At 42.7% G+C, this 24858-nt stretch carries 26 protein-coding genes, 1 pseudogene and 3 riboswitches; of the genes and pseudogenes, 18 read left to right on the top strand and 9 right to left on the bottom strand.

All coding sequences use genetic code 11. The annotated features are described in order from the left end of the window. Positions 1–141: 141 nt before the first annotated feature. Complete coding sequence (locus tag H7F27_RS13635; protein WP_010333992.1) at positions 142–297, top strand: hypothetical protein; 156 nt, start codon at positions 142–144, stop codon at positions 295–297. Positions 298–299: 2 nt separating this feature from the next. Further along, positions 300–470, top strand: a complete 171-nt coding sequence (locus tag H7F27_RS13630) for a hypothetical protein (RefSeq protein WP_024121154.1) — start codon at positions 300–302, stop codon at positions 468–470. Between the two features lie 41 nt (positions 471–511). Here H7F27_RS13630 and H7F27_RS13625 read toward each other — a convergent pair whose 3' ends face one another. After that, positions 512–1534 (bottom strand): acyltransferase family protein, encoded by a 1023-nt coding sequence (locus tag H7F27_RS13625; RefSeq protein ID WP_059292898.1) that lies wholly within the window; start codon positions 1532–1534, stop codon positions 512–514. Positions 1535–1787: 253 nt separating this feature from the next. On the opposite strand from H7F27_RS13625, the gene H7F27_RS13620 reads away from it, so the two are divergent. The 3 genes and pseudogenes from H7F27_RS13620 to H7F27_RS13610 form a co-directional block, all read left to right on the top strand. Then, a complete protein-coding gene (locus H7F27_RS13620) occupies positions 1788–4004 on the top strand; it encodes a PAS domain-containing sensor histidine kinase (RefSeq protein WP_185848015.1) in 2217 nt (738 codons plus the stop codon). Next, positions 4001–4498: a methylated-DNA--[protein]-cysteine S-methyltransferase gene (locus H7F27_RS13615; protein WP_024121157.1), complete on the top strand. Its 498-nt coding sequence runs from the start codon at positions 4001–4003 to the stop codon at positions 4496–4498. The genes H7F27_RS13620 and H7F27_RS13615 overlap by 4 nt, the downstream gene beginning before the upstream one ends. 89 nt (positions 4499–4587) lie before the next feature. Then, positions 4588–4704, top strand: a pseudogene (locus tag H7F27_RS13610) (hypothetical protein); the annotation flags it as partial. Between the two features lie 45 nt (positions 4705–4749). Here H7F27_RS13610 and mtnA read toward each other — a convergent pair. The 3 genes from mtnA to H7F27_RS13595 all read right to left on the bottom strand — a co-directional run bounded on the left by mtnA (position 4750) and on the right by H7F27_RS13595 (position 8134). Beyond that, entirely contained in the window at positions 4750–5811 is a 1062-nt protein-coding gene (gene mtnA, locus H7F27_RS13605; protein WP_101860639.1) for an S-methyl-5-thioribose-1-phosphate isomerase, read from the bottom strand. Between the two features lie 7 nt (positions 5812–5818). Beyond that, positions 5819–7012, bottom strand: a complete 1194-nt coding sequence (mtnK, locus tag H7F27_RS13600) for an S-methyl-5-thioribose kinase (protein ID WP_185848014.1) — start codon at positions 7010–7012, stop codon at positions 5819–5821. Between the two features lie 104 nt (positions 7013–7116). Continuing rightward, positions 7117–7271: riboswitch (SAM riboswitch) on the bottom strand. Positions 7272–7354: 83 nt separating this feature from the next. Then, positions 7355–8134: a carbon-nitrogen family hydrolase gene (locus H7F27_RS13595; protein WP_095713439.1), complete on the bottom strand. Its 780-nt coding sequence runs from the start codon at positions 8132–8134 to the stop codon at positions 7355–7357. Positions 8135–8227: 93 nt separating this feature from the next. Between H7F27_RS13595 and H7F27_RS13590 the strand changes: the two genes are divergently transcribed. From H7F27_RS13590 to H7F27_RS13570, 5 genes are all read left to right on the top strand, one after another. Further along, entirely contained in the window at positions 8228–9424 is a 1197-nt protein-coding gene (locus H7F27_RS13590; RefSeq protein WP_024121162.1) for a pyridoxal phosphate-dependent aminotransferase, read from the top strand. Between the two features lie 38 nt (positions 9425–9462). Then, positions 9463–9563, top strand: a riboswitch (SAM riboswitch). Positions 9564–9647: 84 nt separating this feature from the next. Beyond that, a complete protein-coding gene (gene mtnW, locus H7F27_RS13585; RefSeq protein ID WP_185848013.1) occupies positions 9648–10865 on the top strand; it encodes a 2,3-diketo-5-methylthiopentyl-1-phosphate enolase in 1218 nt (405 codons plus the stop codon). After that, a complete protein-coding gene (gene mtnX / locus H7F27_RS13580; RefSeq protein WP_185848012.1) occupies positions 10862–11569 on the top strand; it encodes a 2-hydroxy-3-keto-5-methylthiopentenyl-1-phosphate phosphatase in 708 nt (235 codons plus the stop codon). Before mtnW ends, mtnX begins: the two co-directional genes overlap by 4 nt. Further along, positions 11527–12156, top strand: coding sequence for a methylthioribulose 1-phosphate dehydratase (locus H7F27_RS13575; RefSeq protein WP_024121166.1), 630 nt, complete (start codon positions 11527–11529; stop codon positions 12154–12156). The genes mtnX and H7F27_RS13575 overlap by 43 nt, the downstream gene beginning before the upstream one ends. A 15-nt stretch (positions 12157–12171) precedes the next feature. After that, entirely contained in the window at positions 12172–12708 is a 537-nt protein-coding gene (locus H7F27_RS13570; RefSeq protein ID WP_024121167.1) for a 1,2-dihydroxy-3-keto-5-methylthiopentene dioxygenase, read from the top strand. Positions 12709–12748: 40 nt separating this feature from the next. Here H7F27_RS13570 and H7F27_RS13565 read toward each other — a convergent pair whose 3' ends face one another. Next, the gene (locus H7F27_RS13565) at positions 12749–13069 is read right to left on the bottom strand and encodes a YkvA family protein (RefSeq protein ID WP_105955528.1); all 321 of its coding nucleotides are present in this window, start codon (positions 13067–13069) and stop codon (positions 12749–12751) included. Between the two features lie 201 nt (positions 13070–13270). Here H7F27_RS13565 and H7F27_RS13560 point away from each other — a divergent pair, with 201 nt between their 5' ends. Beyond that, entirely contained in the window at positions 13271–13528 is a 258-nt protein-coding gene (locus tag H7F27_RS13560) for an aspartyl-phosphate phosphatase Spo0E (RefSeq protein WP_024121169.1), read from the top strand. An 86-nt stretch (positions 13529–13614) separates the two neighbouring features. After that, positions 13615–14046 carry a hypothetical protein gene (locus tag H7F27_RS13555; RefSeq protein WP_024121170.1) on the top strand — a complete coding sequence of 144 codons (432 nt, stop codon included), beginning with the start codon at positions 13615–13617 and terminating at the stop codon, positions 14044–14046. 27 nt (positions 14047–14073) lie between these two features. On the opposite strand, the gene H7F27_RS13550 is transcribed toward H7F27_RS13555, so the two are convergent. Continuing rightward, positions 14074–15594 (bottom strand): sporulation kinase KinD, encoded by a 1521-nt coding sequence (locus H7F27_RS13550; RefSeq protein ID WP_185848011.1) that lies wholly within the window; start codon positions 15592–15594, stop codon positions 14074–14076. Between the two features lie 192 nt (positions 15595–15786). On the opposite strand from H7F27_RS13550, the gene mhqR reads away from it, so the two are divergent. Continuing rightward, a complete protein-coding gene (gene mhqR, locus H7F27_RS13545; RefSeq protein ID WP_024121172.1) occupies positions 15787–16224 on the top strand; it encodes a MarR family transcriptional regulator MhqR in 438 nt (145 codons plus the stop codon). 39 nt (positions 16225–16263) lie between these two features. On the opposite strand, the gene motB is transcribed toward mhqR, so the two are convergent. From motB to clpE, 3 genes are all read right to left on the bottom strand, one after another. Beyond that, positions 16264–17049 carry a flagellar motor protein MotB gene (gene motB / locus H7F27_RS13540; RefSeq protein WP_024121173.1) on the bottom strand — a complete coding sequence of 262 codons (786 nt, stop codon included), beginning with the start codon at positions 17047–17049 and terminating at the stop codon, positions 16264–16266. Then, positions 17021–17836 (bottom strand): flagellar motor stator protein MotA, encoded by an 816-nt coding sequence (gene motA / locus H7F27_RS13535; RefSeq protein ID WP_024121174.1) that lies wholly within the window; start codon positions 17834–17836, stop codon positions 17021–17023. The genes motB and motA overlap by 29 nt, the downstream gene beginning before the upstream one ends. Before the next feature lie 361 nt (positions 17837–18197). Further along, positions 18198–20297, bottom strand: coding sequence for an ATP-dependent protease ATP-binding subunit ClpE (gene clpE / locus H7F27_RS13530; protein ID WP_151174976.1), 2100 nt, complete (start codon positions 20295–20297; stop codon positions 18198–18200). Between the two features lie 363 nt (positions 20298–20660). On the opposite strand from clpE, the gene H7F27_RS13525 reads away from it, so the two are divergent. The 5 genes from H7F27_RS13525 to queF all read left to right on the top strand — a co-directional run bounded on the left by H7F27_RS13525 (position 20661) and on the right by queF (position 24428). Further along, positions 20661–21701 carry a YkvI family membrane protein gene (locus H7F27_RS13525; protein WP_101865223.1) on the top strand — a complete coding sequence of 347 codons (1041 nt, stop codon included), beginning with the start codon at positions 20661–20663 and terminating at the stop codon, positions 21699–21701. Between the two features lie 213 nt (positions 21702–21914). Then, positions 21915–21959: riboswitch (PreQ1 riboswitch) on the top strand. Positions 21960–22087: 128 nt separating this feature from the next. Beyond that, the gene (gene queC, locus H7F27_RS13520) at positions 22088–22747 is read left to right on the top strand and encodes a 7-cyano-7-deazaguanine synthase QueC (protein WP_024121180.1); all 660 of its coding nucleotides are present in this window, start codon (positions 22088–22090) and stop codon (positions 22745–22747) included. Between the two features lies 1 nt (position 22748). Then, positions 22749–23189, top strand: a complete 441-nt coding sequence (gene queD / locus H7F27_RS13515) for a 6-carboxytetrahydropterin synthase QueD (protein WP_101860649.1) — start codon at positions 22749–22751, stop codon at positions 23187–23189. Continuing rightward, the gene (gene queE, locus H7F27_RS13510; RefSeq protein ID WP_185848010.1) at positions 23182–23913 is read left to right on the top strand and encodes a 7-carboxy-7-deazaguanine synthase QueE; all 732 of its coding nucleotides are present in this window, start codon (positions 23182–23184) and stop codon (positions 23911–23913) included. Before queD ends, queE begins: the two co-directional genes overlap by 8 nt. A gap of 17 nt (positions 23914–23930) precedes the next feature. Next, positions 23931–24428 (top strand): preQ(1) synthase, encoded by a 498-nt coding sequence (gene queF / locus H7F27_RS13505; RefSeq protein WP_024121183.1) that lies wholly within the window; start codon positions 23931–23933, stop codon positions 24426–24428. Positions 24429–24858: the final 430 nt, after the last annotated feature.

Here is a 24858-nt window from a genome sequence, read left to right as displayed (position 1 = left end):
TTGCGGTGTTTTTTTATTGCCAAAAAAAAGATGTGTGACCCGGGACCAGTTGGAGAACCTAACATAAACAGCTGCAGTTAATAGCTGGCCTGCATTTTCAAGCGAAATAAAAATTAGAAAATACTGGCGAGGAGGATTTCTATGAAACGTAAGGCTGAGGTCAATGAAGCCATAAAAAATAACAATACACCGACTGAGAGTATGGACAGAAATGCATATAAGACTCAATATCACGACGACCCGAATTTCCGAGGGGCCAATCGCAATTCCAAACAAGGTCAGCAAGGAGGCGCGTGATCATGAAAAAGAACCAGCATAGCAAAGACATGCAGAATCATAAAAAGCCGATGAATAAGAAGGTGCTTGAGGAAGAATTCTCAAGTGAGCTTGGGGATTATAACGCCGGGAAAATCATTGAAACCCTTGAAGTAACAAAGCCGAAAAAGAAAAAAGAGAAAAAACAAAAATAAAAAACACCTCTTAGGCGGCATGCCGCTTAAGAGGTGTTATGCTATTTTAAATAGGCATTTTTGCTGCTTCCTCTGACTAGCTGCAGCAAGCCAGTCATTCTCAGTTCAATGAACGGCTGAGCAACCGTTTTGACGAAATTGCTTGAGAGAATGGAGGTAAGGGCTGCAGTTAAGAGCAGCAGGATGACTAAGTTTTGATAGTCAGTGAGTCCATCCTCAAGCCCGACCTGCCTGAGTGTTTTAATGATAAATCCATGGAGCAGGTATACGTAAAATGTCCTTGTTCCCCACTTAGTAAAGAAATAGCGTTTTTGCGGAACAAGCGCTAAAAAGCTAAAGGTTGCCGCAAAGGCAAGTACATACCAGCCGATTCGGGAGAGGCCGCTTGCCAAGGTGACATCGCCAAATGATGAGTACGGCTTAGAGCCGAACAGCCATGAATAGTCAAAATCGATGCCCCAGCAGATGACAAATACGGCGGCGAGCACACCGAGCGCAATCTGTTTGCCTCGTTTTGATCTCAGTAAATCAAAGTGATGTTTATTCGAGTAAAATCCGACAAGGAACATCGGCAAGAATACAAATGTCCGAGACAGGCTCAGTGTGCTGCTGACAAAGTCGAGATAGCCGATCAGCACGGCGATGCCGCAGCTGACAAACAGCGCCCAATGCTTAGAAAGCTTTGAAAAAGGATAGAGCAGGATATTCCAGAAAAATAAGCTTACCAGAAACCATAACGACCATTGCGGATCAATCGGATTCACATTTGTCATGCTTTCGTCTTGAATAATGTAATAAAAGACGGAATAGATGCTTTGGAAAATCAAATATGGAATAATCAGCTTGACCGCCAGCTTTTTCACATATCCGGCGCGTTTAAAACCTTTGGCGAAATAACCGGATACAAGAATAAAGGCAGGCATGTGGAACGTGTAAATGAACTTGTAGAGGTAGAGCATAAAATTGTTATCATGAATAAAAGATCGAAGAATATGACCGAAAACAACAAGGAATATCAATAAGAATTTTGCATTGTCAAAATAACTGTCTCGCGATTTACTCATAGCATCACCTTCTCTTTAAATCAGTCACTAAAAGATTATTCCCTGTTGGTATTTATTTTAAAATAAAAGATCAAAAAGGATTTGAAAAAACGTCTGATTGTTAGGACGATGTAAAGTGACGGTAAGGATCGTTGAAAATGTCTTCTTTATGTAATCACGCTGAAATTTTCTGAAATGTATAGGGCGAATGAAGGAAGTTCATGCAATATGTAGAAATATTGAGGGATAGGTTTTGAAGAAGGAGTGTTTACGCATGGAAACTCTCGATGTCGAGACAAATTCAGATCTGAAAGAGGAACTGAAGCGCCTCAAACAAGAAAATGATCGGCTGAAAAAGGAATTACATCAGCATCAAGTGATTGTGAACAATACGCTCGATGCTATTTTTATATGTGATAATGAAATGAAAATCGTGCAGGCAAATGAAGCAACAGCGAGAATGCTTCAAGTAGATGCGGAAGGTTTGAAAAAGCGTTCCGTTTTTGATTTTTTGTTTTCTATTCCAAAGGATGAGCTGGACCTTTCCGTGAAGAAGTTTTTTAAGAAAGGTTTTCTGTGGAAGGAGGTTCCGATCAGGCTGGACAGCGGAGCGACAAAATATATTGAGTTTCTTGCCAAAAGAGGGATTGGCGAGGATTTCTTTTTTGTCGTTATGAGAGACATTTCTTCAAAGAAAATTTTGGAGCGGGAATTTTCCATGAATGAACAGCTTTTTAAGGACTTGTTTGACAGAGCTGTCGACGGAATCGTCTTATTTGATAAAGACGGCGGCTTTATTGATGCCAATCTGTCCTTTTGCAAAAGCTTTGAAATCGACCAGAATGAGCTGTCACATTTGTCGCTGTATCAATTCATAGACAGCGGATCGCGAAAAGATTTCGATAATACTTGGCACACGCTTTATCGAAAGGGAAAAGCAAAAGGCGAGCTGCCTGTCAGGCTTCGTTCAGGAGATCAGAAGCTGTTTGAATTTACGATTACGTCTAATATCATCAGCGGTTTTTATATGTCGATTATGCGGGATATCACAGAGAAGAGGTCCATGGAGCTCCAGCTATTTAAAAGTGAGGAGCGCTTCAGAGAAATTTTTGAAAACGCCATGGACGCCATTATCATCTGGTCGAATGACGGAAGAATCGTTAAGGCCAATCAGTCAGCCTGTAAAATTTTTGAGCTGCCGATGAATTTGCTGTTAAAAAGAAAGCTGTGTGATTTTCTCGTAGACTCTCAGCAGAAATACAGCTTGACGAAGAGAAAATATGCAAAATACGGTGAGATCAGAGAAGAGATGCTGTTTCAAATGGGCAACGGGCAGTTCAAAGAGCTTGAATTCACTTCAAAGCGGACAATACTTGAAAACCAGCACTTAACAATTTTAAGAAATGTCAGTGACCGAAAGCGGATGGAAAAGGAGCTTCGGGAAAGCGAGCTCAAATTCAGAAAAGTGTTCAACGGCTCAATGGACGGCAACGTATTATTCGACAATCAGTACCGAATCATCGACGCCAACCCGTTAGCGAGCAATATTTTGGGCCTGCCGCATGAAGAACTGAAAAAACACAGCCTGCTTGATATTATTTCTTCCTATGAAATAGAAAATCTGGCATCGCCGGCAAGGCAGATTAATTTCGATGAAATGGACAATGAGATTCCATTTTTGCTGAGCAGCAATGATAATCGAAAACTAGAATTTTCGTTTAAACGAAATATTATTCAAAATATGAACCTGGCTATCTTTAAAGATGTCACAGAGCGAAAAGAACTGGAAGAGCGTCTTCGCAAATCTGATACTCTCCATGTCGTTGGAGAACTTGCTGCCGGCATCGCTCACGAAATCAGAAATCCAATGACAGCTCTTAAAGGCTTCATTCAGCTCCTGAAAGGGAGTGTGGAGGGAGACTATTCTCTTTACTTCAACGTCATCACCTCAGAATTAAAGCGCATCGAATCCATCATCACAGAGTTTTTAATTTTAGCCAAGCCCCAGGCTATCATGTATGAGGAAAAACATGTGACACAAATTATGAAAGACACATTAGATCTTCTTAACGCGCAAGCCAATCTCAGCAACGTACAAATGCATCTGGATTTAGTCGGAGACATTCCGCCGATATACTGTGAACCGAATCAGCTGAAACAGGTTTTTATCAATATATTAAAGAACGCCATCGAAGTCATGCCTGATGGCGGCAATATTTATGTGACGATCAAAAAAGCTGATCAAGATCATATTCTTATATCTTTGAAAGACGAAGGAGTCGGAATCACAGAGGATAAATTAAAGCGTCTAGGAGAACCATTTTATACAACAAAGGAACGGGGAACTGGACTCGGGCTTATGGTAAGCTATAAAATTATTGAAGAACATCAAGGTAAAATAATGGTGGAAAGTGAAGAAGGAAAGGGGACTGTTTTCCATCTTACACTTCCCGTCAGGCAGAATTTTGAAGAAAGAAGGTTAGACGAATGAATTACTATACGACAGCGGAAACGCCGCTCGGGGAGCTCGCGATTGTCGAGGAAGAAGGCAGCATCACCCGTCTCTTCCTCAGTAAGGAAGATTTGATGCAGTGGAAAGAATCTGTTGAGAATACGGAGCAGTTGGAGACGGCTTTTTTGGCAGAAGCGAAAAAGCAGCTTCACGAATATTTTGCGGGAGAAAGAAAGATATTCTCACTGCCATTGAGCCAAAAGGGCACGCCTTTTCAGCAAAAAGTATGGGAGGCGCTTGCCATGATTCCGTATGGCGAATCACGAAGCTATGCTGACATTGCCGTAGCGGTCGGAAGTCCGAAAGCAGTACGCGCTGTCGGACAGGCAAATAAACGAAATGACCTGCCGATATTTGTCCCGTGCCACAGAGTGATCGGCAAAAACAGCACGTTAACAGGGTATGCCGGAAGTAAAACTGACATCAAAGCTTATTTGCTTAGCATCGAGCAAATCTCCTATAAAGAAAAATAAAACATATGGCACGTTCCCTTTTTTCGCCGCCGACATATGATTTTACTAAGTTAAAAAAGTTGGTCTGATGAAAGAGGAGGACAAAGCAATTGAAGCCGAGCCGCTCTGAGAAAATTGCCGTTTTTGCCGAGCTGCTTGTAAAACTGCATATCTTATCCAGCGCTCAAAAAGATGAAATAATCGATATGAATATGAGCAAACAAAAAAAACCGCTGACTCGGCCCAATATGAGCAAAGTCTTCAGCGGTTTTTTAATGAACCTTTTCGCCTGTAAACAGCTGTTCAATTTCTTCTTCATAGGAACCGGTCATAATCCCTTTTTCAGTGATGATCCCAGAAATAAGATGGTGTGGTGTAATATCAAAAGCAGGATTAAAGACAGGCACTTCAGCCGGAGCGGTTCGGACGCCGGAAATGTTCCTGACTTCTTCGGGGTCCCGTTCCTCTATCGGGATATCAGCCCCGCTTTTTACTTTTGTGTCAAAAGTAGATAAAGGTGCTGCTACAAAAAACGGAATATCGAAGGCGTTTGCTAAAATAGCAAGTCCGTAAGTGCCAATTTTATTCGCGGTATCTCCGTTCTTTGCAATTCGGTCCGCGCCAACGATGACGGCAGAAATTTGTTTTTCTTTCATCGTATGGGCTGCCATGCTGTCCGTAATCAGAGTGACGTCAATACCGCCCTGCATCAGTTCCCAAGCAGTAAGCCGTGACCCTTGAAGAACCGGTCTGGTTTCACAAGCATAAATATGAAGCCCCAAATCCTTTTGTTTCGCCAAATAAAACGGGGCAAGCGCGGTTCCATAGCGGCTTGTGGCGATAGAACCGGCATTGCAGATTGTCATAATCTTGTCGCCTTTTTTGAAAAGCTGAAGCGCGTTTTGGCCGATCATACGGCACGTTTCTTCATCCTCGACTTGAATCTGAATCGCTTCATGGACAAGAGTGGTTTTTGCTTCATTTACAGAAATGGCGTTTTGAATTGAATGGCTTAGTCTCTCGAGCGCCCATGATAAATTGATTGCTGTCGGCCTTGAACTGTTCAAATAATTTTTGATGTTATCCAATTCGCAGCGGAATTCCGCCACATTATCAGTTTCGATGTTTTTTGCCGCCAGCGCGAGCCCAAATGCTGCCGTAATGCCGATCGCCGGGGCTCCTCTAACTTTAAGTGAGACAATCGCGTCAAATACTTCTTCTTTCGTTGTCAGCTCCAAATATTCCGTAACATCAGGAAGCTTTTGCTGATTTAAAATCTTAATGGCTGTTTCTTTCCATTCAACAGAACGCGGAACAGCAAATGAATTGGTCATGGGTGAATCATTCCTTTACAAGTAACTTAAAACATTCAATAACATCCGTTATGGTTTTTAATTGTGAACGTTTTTCGATGAAGGCAGTACCGGTTTCCAGCGCCAGCCGTTTTCTTTCGATTCGCTTATCAAACGGTACGATTGTATCCAGATCTGCCACATGGGCAAGACCAACGGTGCGGCGTATCAGTTCGCAGCCGGCAAACCCAATTGTCTCTTCAAAAATATGGCTGAGTGTATCAGCGAGATAACCGTCGATTTTGGCATACACATCGAGACTGTGTTTCTCCCAGGCTTCACTGAATGTTGTTTGAAACGTGTCCCACACTTGTTTTACATGTTCATATAATGGCTCTCGATCAGCACCGTCACGGCTGAGTGCATTTAACAATAAGTTGGCGATAAATTGACCAACATCAAAACCGATTGGTCCGTAAAAAGCGAATTCAGGATCAATCACCTTTGTCTCAAGCTCGCTGGCAAAAATGCTTCCTGTATGCAGATCGCCATGAATCAGCGTTTCGGCAGATGTTAAAAATGACTTTTTCAGCTTAGCCGCTTCAACTTTGACCTTGTCATTTTTCCAAAGCTTTTCAACATATGGACGAAGCTCTTCCTCAAATTCATTTGTATCATGATCAAAGAAAGGATCTGTAAATACGAGTCTTTCGGTAATATCGCAGAGCTCAGGATTTGTAAATTGTTTAACAAGCTGTTTTTTTACCTTAGGCTCAAGTGCGTAATCAGAAGAGTAAAAAAGCGTTTTTCCTAAAAATTCGCCAATGTCTCGTGACAGATTTGGATAATTTTCACCTTCAAGAAGTCCTTTTCTAGCGATCTTCATATGTGAAAGATCCTCCATGACCGTAACCGCCAATTCAGTATCTGAATAGTAAACTCTCGGTACGAGATGAGGGACGTGTTCACCCTGCCGGATCAGTGCGCTGCTTTCGATTCTTGCCCGATCGATTGTCAGCGGCCAGCTTTCCCCGACAACTTTTGCATAAGGAACCGCCTGTTTAATGATCAAAGCCCTGTCATTTTCTTGGTCATAAATATGAAAGACGTAGTTTAAATTTCCGTCGCCGATCTCCTGGCATGTCAGCGTGCTTTTGCTTTGAAATAAGCCGAGTTTCACCGCCAGTGCGACAGCGGAGCTTTCATTTAACGTTTCGTATAAAGGTGTTTTTGTGACTGCCATCGTCATTACCTCCAGTTATGTAATATCTTGTTATGTGTGCCGCGAATGGCCGTAAAAAAGCCTCCTTCTCAGAGAGAAGGAGGCTTAACAATCATGTCCCGCCTCTCTTATCTCTCAGATCAAATCTGATGGAATTAGCACCGTGCCTTACGAGACCTCAGTCTCGGCGCCAAGAAGATGCGCCCCATTTCACAATGGAATTACGGTCGGTTGCTGTTGGGGTCAAAAGGCCAATCCCTCGCCCAACTCTCGATAAGAGAATATATTCATTTGTTAAACAATTCTAATTTATCAGTTGATGAACATAGTAACAGGTGTGTGATTGAATTGTCAATATATTTTTTAATATAAATCTTTTCTGATATCATCGAAAACAGGAATTTTTCCCCGCACCTCAACGCTTTCTTGAAGGTCAATTTCCGCTCTGACAATGCCTTCTTCACGGCCGCCCTCGGCCAATATGCGTCCCCAAGGGTCAATAATCATGCTGTGCCCGGCGAATTCATTATCGGGATTAGATCCTGTGCAATTGCAGGCAGCGACAAAGCATTGATTCTCAATAGCCCTCGCAATAAGCAGGCTTTTCCAATGATCAAGACGGGGCAGAGGCCATTCCGCAGAAATGAACAGCACGTTAGCGCCTTTAGTCGTATGTTTTCTGATCCATTCCGGAAAACGGATATCATAACAGATCAGTCCTGAGCTTTTGACGCCTTCAAGCTCGAAGTATCCGTCCTCGGAACCGGCTGATAAATACTCATGCTCATCCATCAGCTGAAAAAGATGGGCTTTGCTGTACTCTTTAATGATTCGTCCTTCCTTATCTGCGATGAACATTGTATTATAAACATCAGAACCCTTTCTGACAGCAACAGATCCTGCGACAATATGAACCCCGTGTTTTTTTGCGGTTTTTTGCAGCCAGCTTTGAGCAGTGAGCCCGTCTTCATCAGCAAGCTGATCAAGTTTGGCAAGGTCGTAACCAGTCGTCCATAATTCAGGGAGAACAAGAACGTCAGCATTTTTACTCTCTTTTTCAATTAAAGATTCAGCCTTTTTTATATTTTCTGAAGGTTTTCCGTATGAAATATCAAATTGAAGACAAGATATGGTCCATTTCATTTTATAACACCCCATATTTTTCTTTACTTTTTTCTTTTAACCATATATGATACTGGACTATCATTTCAAGATTTTTTTAGAAGGTGAAAACAGATGAAATTTGAACATTCTCAAGTGCTGCAGGAACTGCCTAAACAATTCTTTGCTTCTCTTGTGCAGAAAGTGAACCTAAAGCTGAAGGAAGGACATGATGTCATCAATTTGGGGCAGGGGAATCCGGATCAGCCGACGCCCGAGCATATTGTTGAGGAAATGAAGCGAGCCGTTGCTCAGCCTGAAAATCATAAATACTCCTCATTTCGAGGTTCGCACAGTCTTAAATCAGCAGCGGCTGCATTTTATAAAAGAGAATACGGCGTTCAGCTTGATCCGGAAACTGAAGTAGCCGTATTATTCGGCGGGAAAGCCGGCCTTGTCGAGCTGCCGCAATGCCTGCTAAATCCGGGGGATACGATTTTGGTTCCTGACCCTGGCTATCCAGATTATTGGTCCGGTGTCACGCTTGCGAAAGCGAATATGGAAATGATGCCGCTCACTAAGGAAAATGCGTTTCTTCCTGAATACGCAAGCATTTCCCCTGACGTAAGAGAACAAGCGAAACTGATGTACTTGAATTATCCGAATAATCCGACTGGAGCCGTCGCTACCGCAGCATTTTTTAGAGAAACGGTGAGTTTTGCGAAAGAAAACGAAATCTGTGTGGTCCATGATTTTGCTTACGGTGCAGTGGGCTTTGACGGACACAAGCCTTTAAGCTTTTTGCAGACTGAAGGCGCTAAGGATATCGGAATAGAAATTTACACGCTGTCCAAAACATATAATATGGCAGGCTGGCGGGTCGGTTTTGCAGTTGGTAACGCCTCGGTCATAGAAGCGATCAATCTTTATCAAGACCATATGTTTGTCAGTCTTTTCAAAGCAACCCAGCAGGCTGCCGAGGCGGCACTTTTATCTGAGCAGACATGCGTAGCGGAGCAAAATGCCCGGTATGAAAGCAGGCGCAACGCTTGGATAGCAGCATGCAGGGAAATTGGCTGGGATGTAACAGCGCCTGCGGGTTCATTTTTTGCGTGGCTGCCGGTGCCTGAAGGCTATAGCTCTGAGCAATTCTCAGATCTCTTGCTTGAAAAAGCGAATGTGGCGGTTGCAGCAGGAAACGGCTTTGGTAAATATGGCGAGGGGTATGTCAGAGTGGGGCTCTTAACGAGTGAAGCTAGGCTTAAAGAAGCAGCTCATCGAATTGGCAAACTAAACCTGTTTACCCAAAAAAGCATTGACAAGATTCTTTAACGGTGGGATAATTCAAAATAATTTATAAAATCTATATTTTCTTATCAAGAGCAGGCAGAGGGACGAGCCCGATGAAGCCCGGCAACCGACTTGTAAAGCACGGTGCTAATTCTTGCAGCTGGCGGCTGAGAGATAAGATTCGGACGAGAAACGAAACCTCTTTAGACGCATTGCTGTTTGAAGAGGTTTTTTATATGGGTTAAAAAATGAAAGGAGCTCTGGCATGAGTGAATTATTAGCAACATATCTCCTGACCGAGCCGGGAGCCGACACGGAGAAAAAAGCAGAACAAATCGCAACAGGATTGACGGTGGGCTCTTGGACTGATCTGCCTCTGGTGAAGCAGGAGCAGATGCAAAAGCATAAGGGACGGGTTGTAAAGGTCGAGGAGAGAGAGGGACATCTTGCATCAGGAAAACAAGCGGTTATCACAATTGCCTATCCCGAGGTAAATTTCTCACAGGATATTCCGGCATTGCTGACAACTGTGTTTGGCAAGCTGTCGCTGGACGGAAAAATCAAGTTAATAGATCTCGAATTTTCTGAAGCGTTTAAGCGAACACTTCCGGGCCCGAAGTTTGGCGTATACGGCATCCGGAAGATGCTTGGAGAGTTTGAAAGACCGCTGTTAATGAGCATTTTTAAAGGGGTCATCGGAAGGGACCTGAGTGATATTAAAGAACAGCTCAGGCAGCAGGCGCTAGGCGGGGTTGACTTAATCAAAGACGATGAAATTTTCTTTGAGACGGGTTTAGCACCTTTTGAAACAAGAATTACAGAGGGAAAACAAATTTTGAAAGAAACATACGAGCAGACCGGCCATAAAACGCTGTATGCAGTGAATTTGACTGGTAGAACGGCCGAGCTTAAAGATAAAGCAAGACGCGCTGCTGAATTGGGAGCGGATGCGCTTTTATTGAATGTCTTCGCTTACAGTTTGGACGTCATGCAAAGCCTTGCGGAAGATCCGGACGTATCAATCCCCATTATGGCGCATCCGGCAGTCAGCGGGGCATTTACATCCTCACCGTTGTACGGATTTTCCCATGCTCTTTTGCTCGGAAAATTAAACCGATATTGCGGCGCTGACTTCAGTCTGTTTCCTTCTCCATATGGTTCAGTTGCGCTTCCTAGAGAAGACGCGCTGGCGATTCATGAAGAATGCGTAAGAGAAGATGCCTTTAAACATACATTTGCCGTTCCGTCTGCTGGTATTCATCCTGGCATGGTTCCGCTTCTCATGCGTGATTTTGGCATTGATCATATTATTAACGCCGGGGGAGGCATACACGGACACCCAAACGGCGCCCAAGGAGGGGGCAAAGCGTTCAGAGCTATTATTGATGCGGTTTTGGAGGCGCAGCCGATTGAAGAAAAAGCCGGTCAATGCGAAGATTTGAAGCTTGCGCTTGATAAATGGGGAAAGGCTGAAGCCGTATGACGACTCAAAAACCGTTAATTATATGTGATTTTGATGGAACCATCACGATGAACGACAACATTATAAACATTATGAAAACATTCGCTCCGCCGGAGTGGACGGCGTTAAAAGACGGCGTGCTCTCCAAAACGATGTCGATCCAAGAAGGCGTCGGGCGAATGTTCGGCCTTCTGCCGAGCAGCTTAAAAGAGGAGATTACGAGATTCGTATTAGAAGACGCAAAAATCCGGGACGGCTTTCGGGAATTTGTCGCATTTGTTAACAAGCATGAACTCCCGTTTTATGTCGTAAGCGGGGGGATGGACTTTTTTGTCTATCCGCTGCTTGAAGGAATTGTTGAGAAGGATCATATTTATTGCAACCGTGCGTCATTTGAGAACGAATTCATTCATATTGATTGGCCTCATTCTTGCAAAGGCACATGCACAAATCAATGCGGGTGCTGCAAGTCGACTGTTATGAACGAGCTTTCTGAGCCTGATCAATATATCATCATGATCGGTGACTCCGTTACCGATGTAGAGGCGGCAAAGCTGTCTGATCTTTGCTTTGCAAGGGATTATTTATTAAATGAATGCAAGGAGCATCATCTGAATCATATCCCATACCATGATTTTCACGAAATAAAGAAAGCGATTGAAGACGTAACGGAGGTAAAGAAATGGCTGCAAAACAAGAGCGCTGGCGCGAGCTTGCCGAAGTGAAACGGGAATTGGCAGAAAGAGATTGGTTTCCGGCGACCAGCGGCAACCTGTCCATCAAGGTTTCTGATGAGCCATTGCAATTTCTCGTAACGGCGAGCGGAAAAGATAAACGAAAAGAAACGGATGAAGACTTCCTGTTGGTGGATCAGAACGGAGAGCCTGCCGAAAGCGGACATCATCTGAAACCGTCAGCAGAAACGCTTTTGCATACGCATCTGTACAATAAAACAAATGCCGGATGCTGTCTTCATGTTCATACGGTCAACAATAACGTCATCTCAGAGCTGTATGGAGATCAAAATCAAATCACTTTTAAAGGTCAAGAAATTATAAAAGCGCTTGGCCTGTGGGAAGAGAATGCAGAAGTGTCCATTCCAATTATAGAAAATCCGGCTCATATTCCGACTCTCGCAGCGCTTTTCGCGGATCAGGTTACTGGAGATTCAGGAGCTGTCCTGATCCGGAACCATGGCATTACTGCTTGGGGAAGAACAGCATTTGAAGCGAAAAGAGTGCTTGAAGCATATGAATTTTTATTCAGCTATCATTTGAAGCTGAAAACACTCCAGCATCAGCTGGTTAAATAAAAGGGGGAACCGCAAATGGCAACAATTCGAATTCATGATGATGCAAATACAACGATTGAAAATCAAGAGGAAGTGGCAAGCTTTCTGGACAGTCAAGAGGTGATCTATGAGCAATGGGATATCGCCAAGCTCCCTGAACAGCTTTCAGAAAAATATGACCTGTCTGAAGAAGAAAAACAGCAAATTCTTGACACCTTCGACGCTGAAATTAAAGATATCTCAGCCCGCCGCGGCTACAAAGCCCAAGATGTTATTTCTTTGTCTGACGCAAATCCGAAACTGGATGAACTGCTTGAAAACTTTAAAAGAGAACATCACCATACAGACGATGAAGTCCGTTTTATTGTAAGCGGACACGGAATTTTCGTCATTCAAGGCAAGGACGGCACATTTTTTGATGTCCGTTTAAACCCTGGAGATTTAATCTCGGTGCCTGAAAATATCCGCCATTATTTCACACTTCAAGAGGATCGAAAAGTTGTGGCGGTGCGGATCTTTGTTACATCTGAAGGCTGGGTTCCGATTTATGAAAAAGACAGCGTGAACCAATAAGAAGAAAAAGCCCCGTCCATAAAGGCGGGGCTTTTTTTGCTTATCGTAAACGCCATTCTTCGTATTGGGACAATTCTTTTTTGACCAGCGTCCAAATCAAACCGAGAACGGCAGCATCGTCAAGAATTCCTAAACCGAGCACGAAGTCCGGAATCATATCAATCGGCATGATGATATAAAAGACAGCAGCTGTCAGAAGCAACAGTGTTTTAATCTGTGAACGGGGATAGTCACCGTTTCGCCAATCGCGAAGCATTTGACAAAAGATCGTGATATGATTGATTAATTTTTTGCGGGTTTTCCTTTTCAGAATAGCTTTTCCGCCTGCCGCACCGAGCATTATCGCTTTTTTTTTCTTCATTTAGCATTCCTCCTGCCTGCGGTGTGTTTAAGATGGTCTTCGTCTGGGTATTGTTCTTCTAATCCTATCAATATATCTATTATAAATGAAAAATTAAGTTATTTAATAAAAATATGTTTACAAATAAAGTATAATCTGTAATAATGCACAATAACCCAATCAAACTTGTTTCCTATTTCTTAGCGGCGAGGGGTGAATTGAATGGGCTGTTCTTCTGAACAAGAAAGATTGCTGGTGTCTATTGATGAAAAAAGAAAGTTAATGATAGACGCCGCTAGTAAGCAGGGATTTACAGGGCATGACACAATCAGGCACAGTCAGGAGCTGGATTCTTTAATGAACGAATACCACCAGCTCATGCAAGAAAACGAACATTCCAAAGGAATTCAAGGCCTTGTGAAGAAATTAGGCTTGTGGCCCCGAAGAGACGTCATGCCTGCATATGATGCACATAAATAGCGGCGCTATCTGATGCATATATAAAGAGAGAGCTTTTCAGAAGCGCTCTTTTTTTCTGGGAAAATTTCATACGAAAGAGGGAACTGATGAAAGAACTGGCGGTAGTCATTACTGAAATGATAAACCAATTTCATGATGCTTTTATTTCGATATGCGGGATGCTTGGCATTCAATTAACCGACAAAGAAATGCATTTTTGGGTGATTGGAATATTTGGCATCTTCTTTTTCGCTGTCACTCACGCTGTATTTACATGGCTTTCTAAATGGAGCTTGACGGCTTTGTCCTTTATCTATACCGTAACGATCATCATTGTTATCGTATTTGCAATTGAGATTCAGCAAAAAGTGACCGGACGGGGAAATATGGAGTTTTTAGATGCGACGGAAGGGTTAAAAGGCTTTTTGGTGTTCTTTTTCATCTTTTTGCTTTTGAAAATGCTTTTGCGTTTGATTCGATTCTTCTTTTCAGGAGGAGCTGTAAGCAAGGAGAATGAAAATACCCGTTCACGAAAATAAATAAGCCCTCCTGAGACTGTCAGGGGGCTAGGAAGAGGAGACGGGGAGGGTAATGGTAACCTCGGTTCCTCTTCGTACTTCACTTTCTATATGAATGGAACCTCCGTACATCAGCACGATCCGTTTACATACGACTAGCCCGAGGCCGGTTCCTTTTTCTTTAGAAGTGACAAATGGAAGAAAGATATGATCCAGCATTTCCTGTGATATCCCTTCACCGTTATCCATCACTTTTATAATGGCCTTTTTATCAACTGCTCCTAAGGAAATTGTGAGTTTGCCGCCTTCCGGCATAGACTCAAGGCCATTTTTCGCAACATTCAAAATGACTTGTTTAATATGATCTTTTGTACATTTTACTTTTAGAGGTTTATCAGTTAAAAATTTTAACTCTACCTCCACATTATATAAATTTCCTTCAGAATAGATGATCGGCATAATTTCTCCGATAATATCCTGAAGCGAGTTAAGCTCCCATTTCTCAGCTGTCGGTTTTCCGAGAACTAAAAACTCACTCACAATTTGATTGATACGTTTAATCTCCTGGTCGATAATTGAAAAATACAGCTGGTCTTCTTCACCTTTATATTTCTTTTGCAGCAGCTGAATAAAACCGCTTATGCCGGTGAGCGGATTGCGGATTTCGTGAGCCGTGCTGGCAGCAAGCGTTCCGATCAGCTCTAATTTTTGCTGCTCATTTTCCGTGCGCTCCAGCTGGGTCCGCCGCTTCAGCAAATAATAAAGTACTAGAATAAAAAGAATATTCAGCAAGACTATAATACAGGAAAGAGGAAGCACAAGGCTTTTACTCAGCTCCTCTATTGTGACAGGATTCGGATATACTTTCATATTCCAGCTGATATCATCAAGATAACCGCTGACAGGTTTTTGATCTCTTGCGTGAGAAGCCTGTCCGCTTGAGAAAATCATTTTGTTATTTTCGTTCACAACCTCAATATAGACATCAGGGCTCAGCAAGTTAATCAGGTTTTGCAGATAGTCAATTTGTATAGCTGCCACAAGATAATCTGTGACATTTTTCTTTTCATCCAGCACGGGAACACAAATTGTAAAAATCGGCTGGCCTGTGATCCTGCTTGAATAGCTGTCTGTAATGACAGTCTTTTTTGTTTTTTTCGCTTTTGTAAAAAAGGATCTGTCGGCCAGATTGACTTTAGTTTTTAATTCTGTTGCGCTGGCAGTGACATCTCCTTTAGCATTGAGAAAATAAAGACCGGAAAACCTTGGTTCGGAATCAAACGTTTTTTCCAAAACAGTTTTCATTTTATTCATATCTATCGGTCTGTCGATAGCGATAGACAAGGACGTCATTCTCGCTTTTGTTTCCCCGATTAAATAATTTATTTTGTTGCGGTGAAGGTTCAGCATAACACTGGCTTCTTGCTTATGTTCTGCAGCTATTGTTTCTTTTTCTTTTTCATAGACGAAAAAGCTTATGACGAGTGCCGGAATCACTACTAGTGCAATATAAAGCTTAATTCTCCCGCAGGCGCCTTTTAGTATTTTCAATTTGCATCGCTCCAACATACACCTGATTAGAGGTATTATATCATTGTTTCTTCTTGTTTAATAAGAAAAAATAACCAAAATAATTAAGAAAAATATGTTGTTCACATGAATAATAAAAAAGAAGAGAAATATTGGAAAGATTTTTATTGACATTTCGGTATTTGTTTATTAATGTTTCTCTGTAACGGTTTCTAAAAGGATGATTGAGACATGACAGAAAAATCACTGAAGTTATTTATCGTGCTGTCACGCGCGTATCGGTCTATTAATGATCATATGAATAAGCATATTCATAAGCATGGACTGAATCCTACTGAATTTGCTGTGCTGGAGCTGTTATATCATAAAGGTGATCAGCCGCTGCAGCAGATAGGGGATAAAATTCTCTTGGCCAGCGGGAGCATCACCTACGTCGTAGATAAGCTTGAGCAAAAAGAGCTCCTTATTCGGAAAGCGTCGCCTACAGACAGACGAGTAACATTTGCACAAATTACCGAAAAAGGCATCAGTCTTTTGGATGATATTTTCCCTGATCATGCAGCTGAAATTGATGAAATGATCAGCGTATTAAGCGAAGAAGAAGTTGAAATGTGCACTGAAATGTTAAAAAGAGTAGGATTAAACGCAAAACAGTTTCATAATAAGTAAAAAAAGGAAGCCTTGTGATAGATCAGGCTTCCTTTTTTACTATTTTTCATTTGTTTCCGCTGCGCCTCTTGGCAAGATGAGAACTTCAACCCGCCTGTTTTTGCTTCGGCCTTCCGCAGTTTTGTTGGAGGCCACCGGTTTATACTCACCATAGCCTTTGGCACTGAACACTTTGGCATCAAGCTTAGGGTTCTCAATCAGAAGCCCCATGAAGTTTACGGCTCTCATCACACTTAAATGCCAGTTGGACTGAAATTCTGAATTTCTAATCGGCATATTGTCTGTATGTCCGCTGATAATGATGTTTCTCGGCGGATTAATCACAAGAAGGTTTGAAATCTCTTTTGCAAGCGGAATGTCTTCCTGGCGGATGGTCGCTTTTCCTGAATCAAAGAAGATGCTGTCTTTAATCGTGATCAGCAGGCCTTCCTTAGTCATCTTTGTTTCCAGCTGATGCTCCAGCTTTTTATTTTTAATGAACTTTTCCACCTGGCTCTGCACGTTTTTAAGTTCTTCTTGATCAGCTGCTTTTTCCTTTTCTTTCTTGTTTTCCTTTTTCTCTTCTTTTTCCTTTTCCACTTCGTCGATTCCGTCTGACTCATTTTTAGGAGGGGTGACGCTGGAATAATCCAATACGCCGGTCCCGCCTGTAAAGACTTCATTAAATGATTTTGAAAGCATTTGAAATTTAGCTGCGTCAATCGAGCTGCTCGCATACAGCACAATAAACAATGCTAGGAGAAGGGTAAGGATATCGGCGTAAGGAACCAGCCATGATTCATCAACGTGCTCGTCCTCATGCTTCTTCTTCTTTTTTCTCGCCATTTTGCGCCTCTCCTTCTCGTTCTGCAAATTTCAAACGGTCCTTCGCAGGAAGGTACATTAAAAGTTTCTGCTCGATCACTTTCGGTGCCTGTCCTTCTAAAACGGACAGGACGCCTTCAATCATAATTTCACGGAGCTTGACTTCCTGTTTTGACTTGCGTTTTAATTTGTTTGCAAAAGGATGCCATAATACATATCCCGTAAAGATACCGAGAAGGGTGGCTACAAAGGCTGCACTGATGGCGTGACCAAGCTCATCTGTATTGTCCATATGAGAAAGCGCGGCGATCAGTCCGATAACAGCACCGAGCACCCCAAGTGTCGGCGCGTAAGTTCCCGCCTGTGTAAAAATAGCGGCTCCGGCCTGGTGTCTTTCCTCCATCGCTTCAACTTCTTCAGTCATGATATCTCTGATAAATTCTGCGCTTTGCCCGTCAACAGCCATGCTGAGACCGTTTTTCAGAAACGCGTCATCTACATTTTCAATACTTGCTTCCAAAGCCAGCAGGCCTTCACGGCGTGCAAGCTGAGCCCATTCAGAGAACATAGGAATGAGTTCTTCTATTGTCAGCTGTTTGTTTTCTTTAAATAGCACACGGAACAGCACAGGCACTTTTTTGATTTCTTTCGTTGGGAACGCAATGACTACCGCTGATATCGTTCCGGCGATGATAATTAAAATGGCAGCGGGATTTGCAAGAGCAGCGAAACTGACGCCTTTCAGAACCATTCCCACACTCAATGCAACAAAAGCAAGAATAATACCGATAATCGAAGTTTTATCCATAATTTTCACCAAATCCTTTTTTACTAGCTTGTCTATGGTTAATATCGGTATCAGTGTCTGGAACTTTAGGGACATTGTGAAATTGTTCATGAAATATTCAAGGAAGATACATAGAAGGGAGAAATAAACAAACGCAGGCTTTTCAGCAGGGGAAAGGCCGGGGGTTTTAACGTGTGTATCTGATTTTCTAAAGTGCTTTCGCATAACAATAGAAATAAATATTCATCATCCTCCATCCCTCTTTAAGAAAAGTGTAAAGAAAGGAGGAGATGAGCGCTTCAGGGGATGGAATGACATGTTCTCGGACGAGAGAAGGATTTCACATAAAAAGCGGCTTCCCTGAAAAGGAAGCCGCTGATTTTTATTTTGCCTGAACTTTGATGTTATCATTTTCTACTGTGACGTGAAAACTTGCAATCTCGTTATTGTCAAGCAGCAGATCAGTCATTTCGTCCTCAACCCATTCCTGAATCGTTCTTCTGAGCGGGCGCGCACCGAATGAGGGATGGTAACCCAGCTCAGCGATTTTTTCTTTCGCTTCATCTGAAACACTCAAGCTGATGCCGCGTTCTGCCAATGTTTCTTCCAATTCTCCAAGAAGAAGGCTGACGATTTTGACCAGATGCTCTTTTTCAAGGGAACGGAATTCGATGATGCTGTCAAATCGGTTGAGAAACTCAGGTTTAAAGAACATGCTGAGTGAATCAATTAATGTTTGTTCTTCAATCACGCTGTCTTCTGATTGGAAACCGACTTTCGTTTGTTTTTCACCAGTGCCTGCATTGCTTGTCATAATGATGACGGTGTCTTTAAAGCTTACGGTTCTGCCTTGGCTGTCCGTTAAGCGGCCGTCCTCCATAATTTGCAGGAACATATGCTGAACATCTGGGTGCGCTTTTTCAATCTCATCAAGCAGCACGATGCTGTATGGATTGCGGCGCACTTTTTCCGTTAATTGTCCGGCTTCCTCATGACCGACGTATCCAGGCGGTGAACCAATAATTTTCGATACGGCATGTTTCTCCATGTATTCACTCATATCGAGACGGATAATGGCATCTTTCGTACCGAATAATTCATCCGCCAGGGTTTTAGAAAGCTCTGTTTTCCCTACGCCGGTTGGTCCGACAAAGAGGAAGGAGCCGACTGGTCTGTTTTTTGATTTTAAGCCGGCGCGGCTGCGTCTGACCGCTTTTGCCACTTTTTGAACAGCCGCTTCTTGTCCGATAACGCGTTCGTGAAGCTTTACTTCAAGCTCTTTCATTTTTGTTTGCTCATCTGCCTGCAGTTTTCCCACAGGAATGCCTGTTTTTTGTTCTACGATATCCTGAATGTGCTCAGCTTCCACTGTGACGGCGGAATGTGAAGAAGAGCTGTTCAGTTTTTTCTCCAGTGCGATTTCTTCATCACGGAGTTTTGCTGCCAATTCGTAATTCTCTTCTTCCAGTGCTTTTGTTTTTTCTGCTTCAATTGCAGTCAGCCGTTCAGCTGCATCTTCATCATTCAAATCATCAATTAACAGGTTGGCTTTAGATCCAGCTTCGTCTAATAAATCAATCGCTTTGTCCGGCAGATGTCTGTCCTGAATGTAGCGTGATGATAAAGTGACACAGGCTTTCAGTGCTTCATCGCTGAATGTCACGCCATGGTATGCTTCGTATTTGTCTTTAATTCCTTGCAGAATGCTGATCGCTTGTTCAATTGTAGGCTCCTGCACCATGACAGGCTGAAAACGTCTTTCCAGCGCAGCATCTTTTTCAATTTGGCGGTATTCTTTCAGTGTTGTCGCTCCGATAACCTGCAGCTCGCCTCTGGCAAGAGCGGGTTTGAGAATGTTACCTGCATCCATTGAGCCTTCTGCAGAGCCTGCCCCAACGAGAAGGTGAATTTCATCAATGAAAAGAATGACATTTTTGCGCTCTTTCAGCTCAGTGATCAGCTGTTTCATTCTTTCTTCAAATTGACCTCTGATGCCAGTGTTTGCAACAAGGGATGCGACATCAAGCAAGTAAAGCTCTTTGTTTTTCAATTTATTTGGAACATCGCCTTCAGCGATTTTTAAAGCGAGCCCTTCTGCAATTGCTGTTTTCCCTACACCAGGCTCTCCAATCAGAACCGGATTGTTTTTGTTGCGGCGGTTAAGAATCTCGATCACACGCGCAACTTCTTCATCACGGCCGATGACGGGATCAATCAGACCGGCTTTTGCGCCGTTTGTAATATTTTGCGCCAGTTCATCAAGCAATCCTTTTTTCTCGCTTTGCTTAGCTGCGCTTTGTTCTTTCGGCTGGAATGCTTGTTCAAACGGAAAACCGAAAGATTGAGGACCCATGCTCATTGAAGGTTTACGGGTCAGTTCGTGATAGCAAGTTTCACATAAAACCATTTGTTTATGAACGGAATTTATTTGCATGTTAAGGCGAATCGTCGCCTCGTTTTGATGACAGTGTTGACAACGCATTTGCCAAAACCTCCTTATAAAATTTGATCATCTTTGACCAATCGGTTTAGAAAAAAAGGCCGATTTCTTTGACCTTCTTTGACTATTAGTATACGCCAGATTCACTGGCTTTCAAAACCATTTGCTCAACGGTCTTGTTTTTGACTAAATTTGACCAATGAAATAATATAAAAAGACGGCTGGTTTGACCTTCTTTGATTAATAGTATACTCTGACCTTTTTTGACTTTCAAGGCTTTTGCTCAAAAATATTTTTGAATTGTTTACACAGTAAAACATGTTTTGTTCGTCTTTTCAAGGAACTTGTCTCATAGGCTATAAAAAGGCTAAAAGGACAATACTGCGGTTGGTTCGGAGGGGAGAAATGGAACAATCAAAAGGGTCTGCACATCAGCTCGCTTTTGTGTATGTAGGCACAGTAGTCGGAGCGGGATTTGCAACTGGCAGGGAAATTGTTGAGTTTTTTCTGAAGTTCGGCTGGTTCGGATTGCTTGGTATTATTATAAGCGGCGGGATGTTCACGTTTTTAGGCGCAAAGCTGATGATCATTTCAAAGCGAATCAATGCCAAGTCCTATCAGGAAATGAATATATACTTGTTCGGGGCGGCTGCCGGACGGATTATCAATGTCTTTATGCTGTTCGTTCTTCTCGGTGTCACATCTGTCATGCTGTCGGGGGCAGGAGCGCTTTTTGAGGAACAGCTTGGGATGTCCGCTCAGATTGGAATGCTGATCACAATTGGATTAAGTTTGATTGTGATGACAAGAGGAGTAAAAGGCATTTTCGGTGTGAATGTGTTTGTTGTACCGCTTTTGATTATCTTTTCTATGATTGTGGTGGCCGATTCATTTATTTTCAGTGAGACGCGGAATACAGCTCAGTGGGTGTGGCCGCATCGATGGGACTGGCTATTATCAGCAGTGTCGTACGGAGCCTTGAATTTATCGCTTGCCCAGGCTGTTTTGGTGCCGCTGGCGAATGAAATGTCTTCGGAACAGGTGATAAAAAAAGGCGCTTTCATCGGCGGTACAATGCTGACAATTGTGCTTTCCGCAAGTTTTTTGTCTTTGTCGATGCTCCCGGATGTATTTTTGTACGATATTCCGATGGCTCAAGTGGTTTACCTCTTCGCGCGATCTGTACATTTGATTTATTTGTTGATTATATTCGGCGAAGTGTTCACATCGGTGATCGGAAACCTTTATGGGCTGGAAAAACAAGTGAAGAGCTTTCTTCCTATAAAAAGTAAATATATTTTTGCGGCAATAATGATTACGGCTTATATCACGAGTCAAATCGGCTACGGCAAGCTCATTTCAACCATTTACCCACTGTTTGGCTATGTGAGCTTGGCTTTCATAGGCGCTTTGGTCTGTAAAAAGCTCCCCCGGCGCAGTTTGTAATCACAATATTGAAACATATATAATAATGAAGCAAATGTTTATGTTAGACCCTGCGCCAGCCCGAAACGGATCTTAATTAGGTATTTACGCTGTGTAAAAGGATCAAGGCGGAAAAAATGAGACAGGCTTTTCGGCTATCTTTTTTATTGTCAATAAAAACAACATTATGGTAAGATAGCAGAAGTGAAAAATTGAAGAAAATCCGTTCGATATGCGGGAGAGGTTCTAGCTACACCCTCTATAAAAAACTAAGGACGTGCTGTATCCTTGGATACGGCCTTTTTTATGTTTTTCTAGAGCACCTTTCCAAAAAGGTGTTTTTTTATATTTAACAGTTGTAGCGATGTCTCTCGCCGAGATTTTTATAGCGGAGAAGGAGAGGAATCATGAAAAAGGAAAAAGCAATTGTCGTATTCAGCGGCGGCCAAGACAGTACCACATGTTTACTGTGGGCGTTAAAGGAATTTGAAGAAGTTGAAACTGTAACATTTCATTATAATCAGCGTCATTCGCAGGAAGTTGAAGTGGCGAAGGGGATTGCGGATAAGCTTGGTGTGAAAAATCATTTGCTTGATATGTCACTTTTGAACCAGCTTGCGCCTAATGCCCTGACGAGAAATGATATAGAAATTGAAGCAAAAGACGGCGAGCTGCCATCAACATTTGTTCCAGGCCGTAACTTAGTATTCTTATCTTTTGCGTCTATCCTGGCGTACCAAATTGGCGCCCGCCATATTATCACGGGCGTTTGCGAAACGGATTTCAGCGGCTATCCTGACTGCCGTGATGAATTCGTTAAATCTTGCAATGTGACGGTTAACCTGGCCATGGAGAAGCCATTTGTGATTCATACACCGCTCATGTGGCTGAATAAGGCGGAAACGTGGAAGCTTGCAGATGAGCTTGGCGCGCTTGATTTTGTGAAAAACAACACGCTTACATGCTATAACGGCATCATCGCAGATGGCTGCGGCGAATGCCCTGCATGTCATCTTCGCTCCAGAGGCTATGAAGAGTATATGGCGATGAAAGGAGAGCGGGCATAAATTGTTATCTCAAATATATCCACAGGTCCAGCATCCTTATTCATTTGAATTGAATAAGGACATGCAAATTTCTGCTGCTCATTTTATTCCGCGTGAAAGTGCGGGAGCGTGCAGCAGGGTTCACGGGCATACGTATACCGTAAATATTACCGTTGCCGGTGATGAGCTTGACAATTCCGGCTTTCTCGTGAATTTCAGTGTGCTCAAAAAGCTGGTTCACGGCTCATATGACCATACGCTTTTAAATGATCATGAAGAATTTTCTAAGGAAGACCGGTATTCACTGCCGACAACTGAAGTCGTGGCGAAAACGATCTATGACAAAGTGCAGGCTTATTTAAACACACTTGAGAATAAACCAAGCTGTGTGCAGGTGTTTGTCCGTGAAACACCGACCAGTTATTGTGTATACCGTCCGAAAAAGGGTGGTTTGAATGGCTAAAGGCATTCCTGTATTAGAAATTTTCGGCCCGACGATTCAAGGGGAAGGCATGGTGATCGGACAGAAGACAATGTTTGTCCGCACGGCCGGCTGTGATTACTCCTGCAGCTGGTGTGACTCCGCCTTCACTTGGGACGGATCTGCTAAAAAAGATATTCGCTGGATGACAGCCGAGGAGATTTTTTCAGAGCTTAAGGGGATTGGGGGAGACGCGTTTTCCCACGTAACAATCTCCGGCGGAAACCCGGCGCTGTTAAAACAGCTGGATGCTTTGATAGAACTGCTGAAGGAAAACAATATCCGTGCAGCTCTCGAGACACAGGGGACAGTCTATCAGGATTGGTTTACACTGATCGATGATCTGACGATTTCACCAAAACCGCCAAGCTCGAAAATGGTGACGAACTTTAATAAGCTGGATCACATTTTGACATCACTGAAAGAGAATAACAGACAGCATGCTGTCAGCTTGAAGGTTGTCATTTTTAATGATGAAGATCTCGAGTTTGCCAAAACTGTACACAAACGCTACCCGGGAATACCGTTTTATTTGCAAGTCGGTAACGATGATGTGCATACGGCAGACGACAAATCACTCATTGCACATTTGCTTGGAAAATATGAAGCGCTCGTTGATCAGGTAGCTGCCGATGCGGAGCTGAATCTTGTCAGAGTGCTTCCGCAGCTGCATACCCTGTTATGGGGCAACAAACGAGGAGTTTAATAGAAAGGAAGATAAATATGACGACAAGAAAAGAATCAGAATTAGAAGGTGTAACACTGCTTGGCAACCAAGGAACAAACTATTTATTCGAATATGCGCCGGACGTGCTCGAATCCTTCCCGAATAAACATGTAAACCGTGATTACTTTGTAAAATTCAACTGCCCTGAATTTACATCTTTATGTCCGAAAACAGGGCAGCCTGACTTTGCAACAATTTACATCAGCTATATTCCTGATGAAAAAATGGTGGAGAGCAAATCACTAAAACTGTACTTGTTCAGCTTCAGAAACCATGGAGACTTCCACGAAGACTGCATGAACATCATCATGAATGACTTGATTGAATTAATGGACCCGCGCTACATTGAAGTATGGGGCAAATTCACGCCAAGAGGCGGAATTTCCATTGATCCGTACACAAACTACGGAAAACCTGGCACGAAGTATGAGGAAATGGCCGAGTACCGTATGATGAATCATGACTTGTATCCGGAGACGATTGATAATCGCTAATGAGAACCCACACTAAGTCCAATAAAAGTGTGACCTAGTGTGACTTTTATGCAGTGAAAAGTTGATATTGCAGAGGTAATTTAAGACGTACAAATGTGTACGTCTTTTTCTTTTATGCAAAAATCAATATATTAACGTAAGTTTTTTTGGCAGAAAGTCTAGCGAAATCAAAGGAAAGTATTTTGTAGATCGCTTTCTTTTCTGTGGGGCATCCGCACAAGCTATTAAATGATGATTATAATTTTTATTTCTCATTATATATGGATGGCGTATCCGGCAATACCGAAAGTATTTTTCAGCTTCTGTTATATTTTTTCGTGTCGACGAGAGAAACGATTATTTTTCGTTCTCTTAGAATGTAATTTTTCAGGAAGCTATTACGTCATCTCATATCTGAACGTTTTGTATAGACTAGTACCGTCACAAGTTA

Source organism: Bacillus sp. PAMC26543 (assembly GCF_014250375.1).
Classification (GTDB): Bacteria; Bacillota; Bacilli; order Bacillales; family Bacillaceae; genus Bacillus; species Bacillus halotolerans.
The sequence above is the reverse complement of the archived record's forward strand: the minus strand, read 5'-3'. Positions and strand labels throughout refer to the sequence as shown.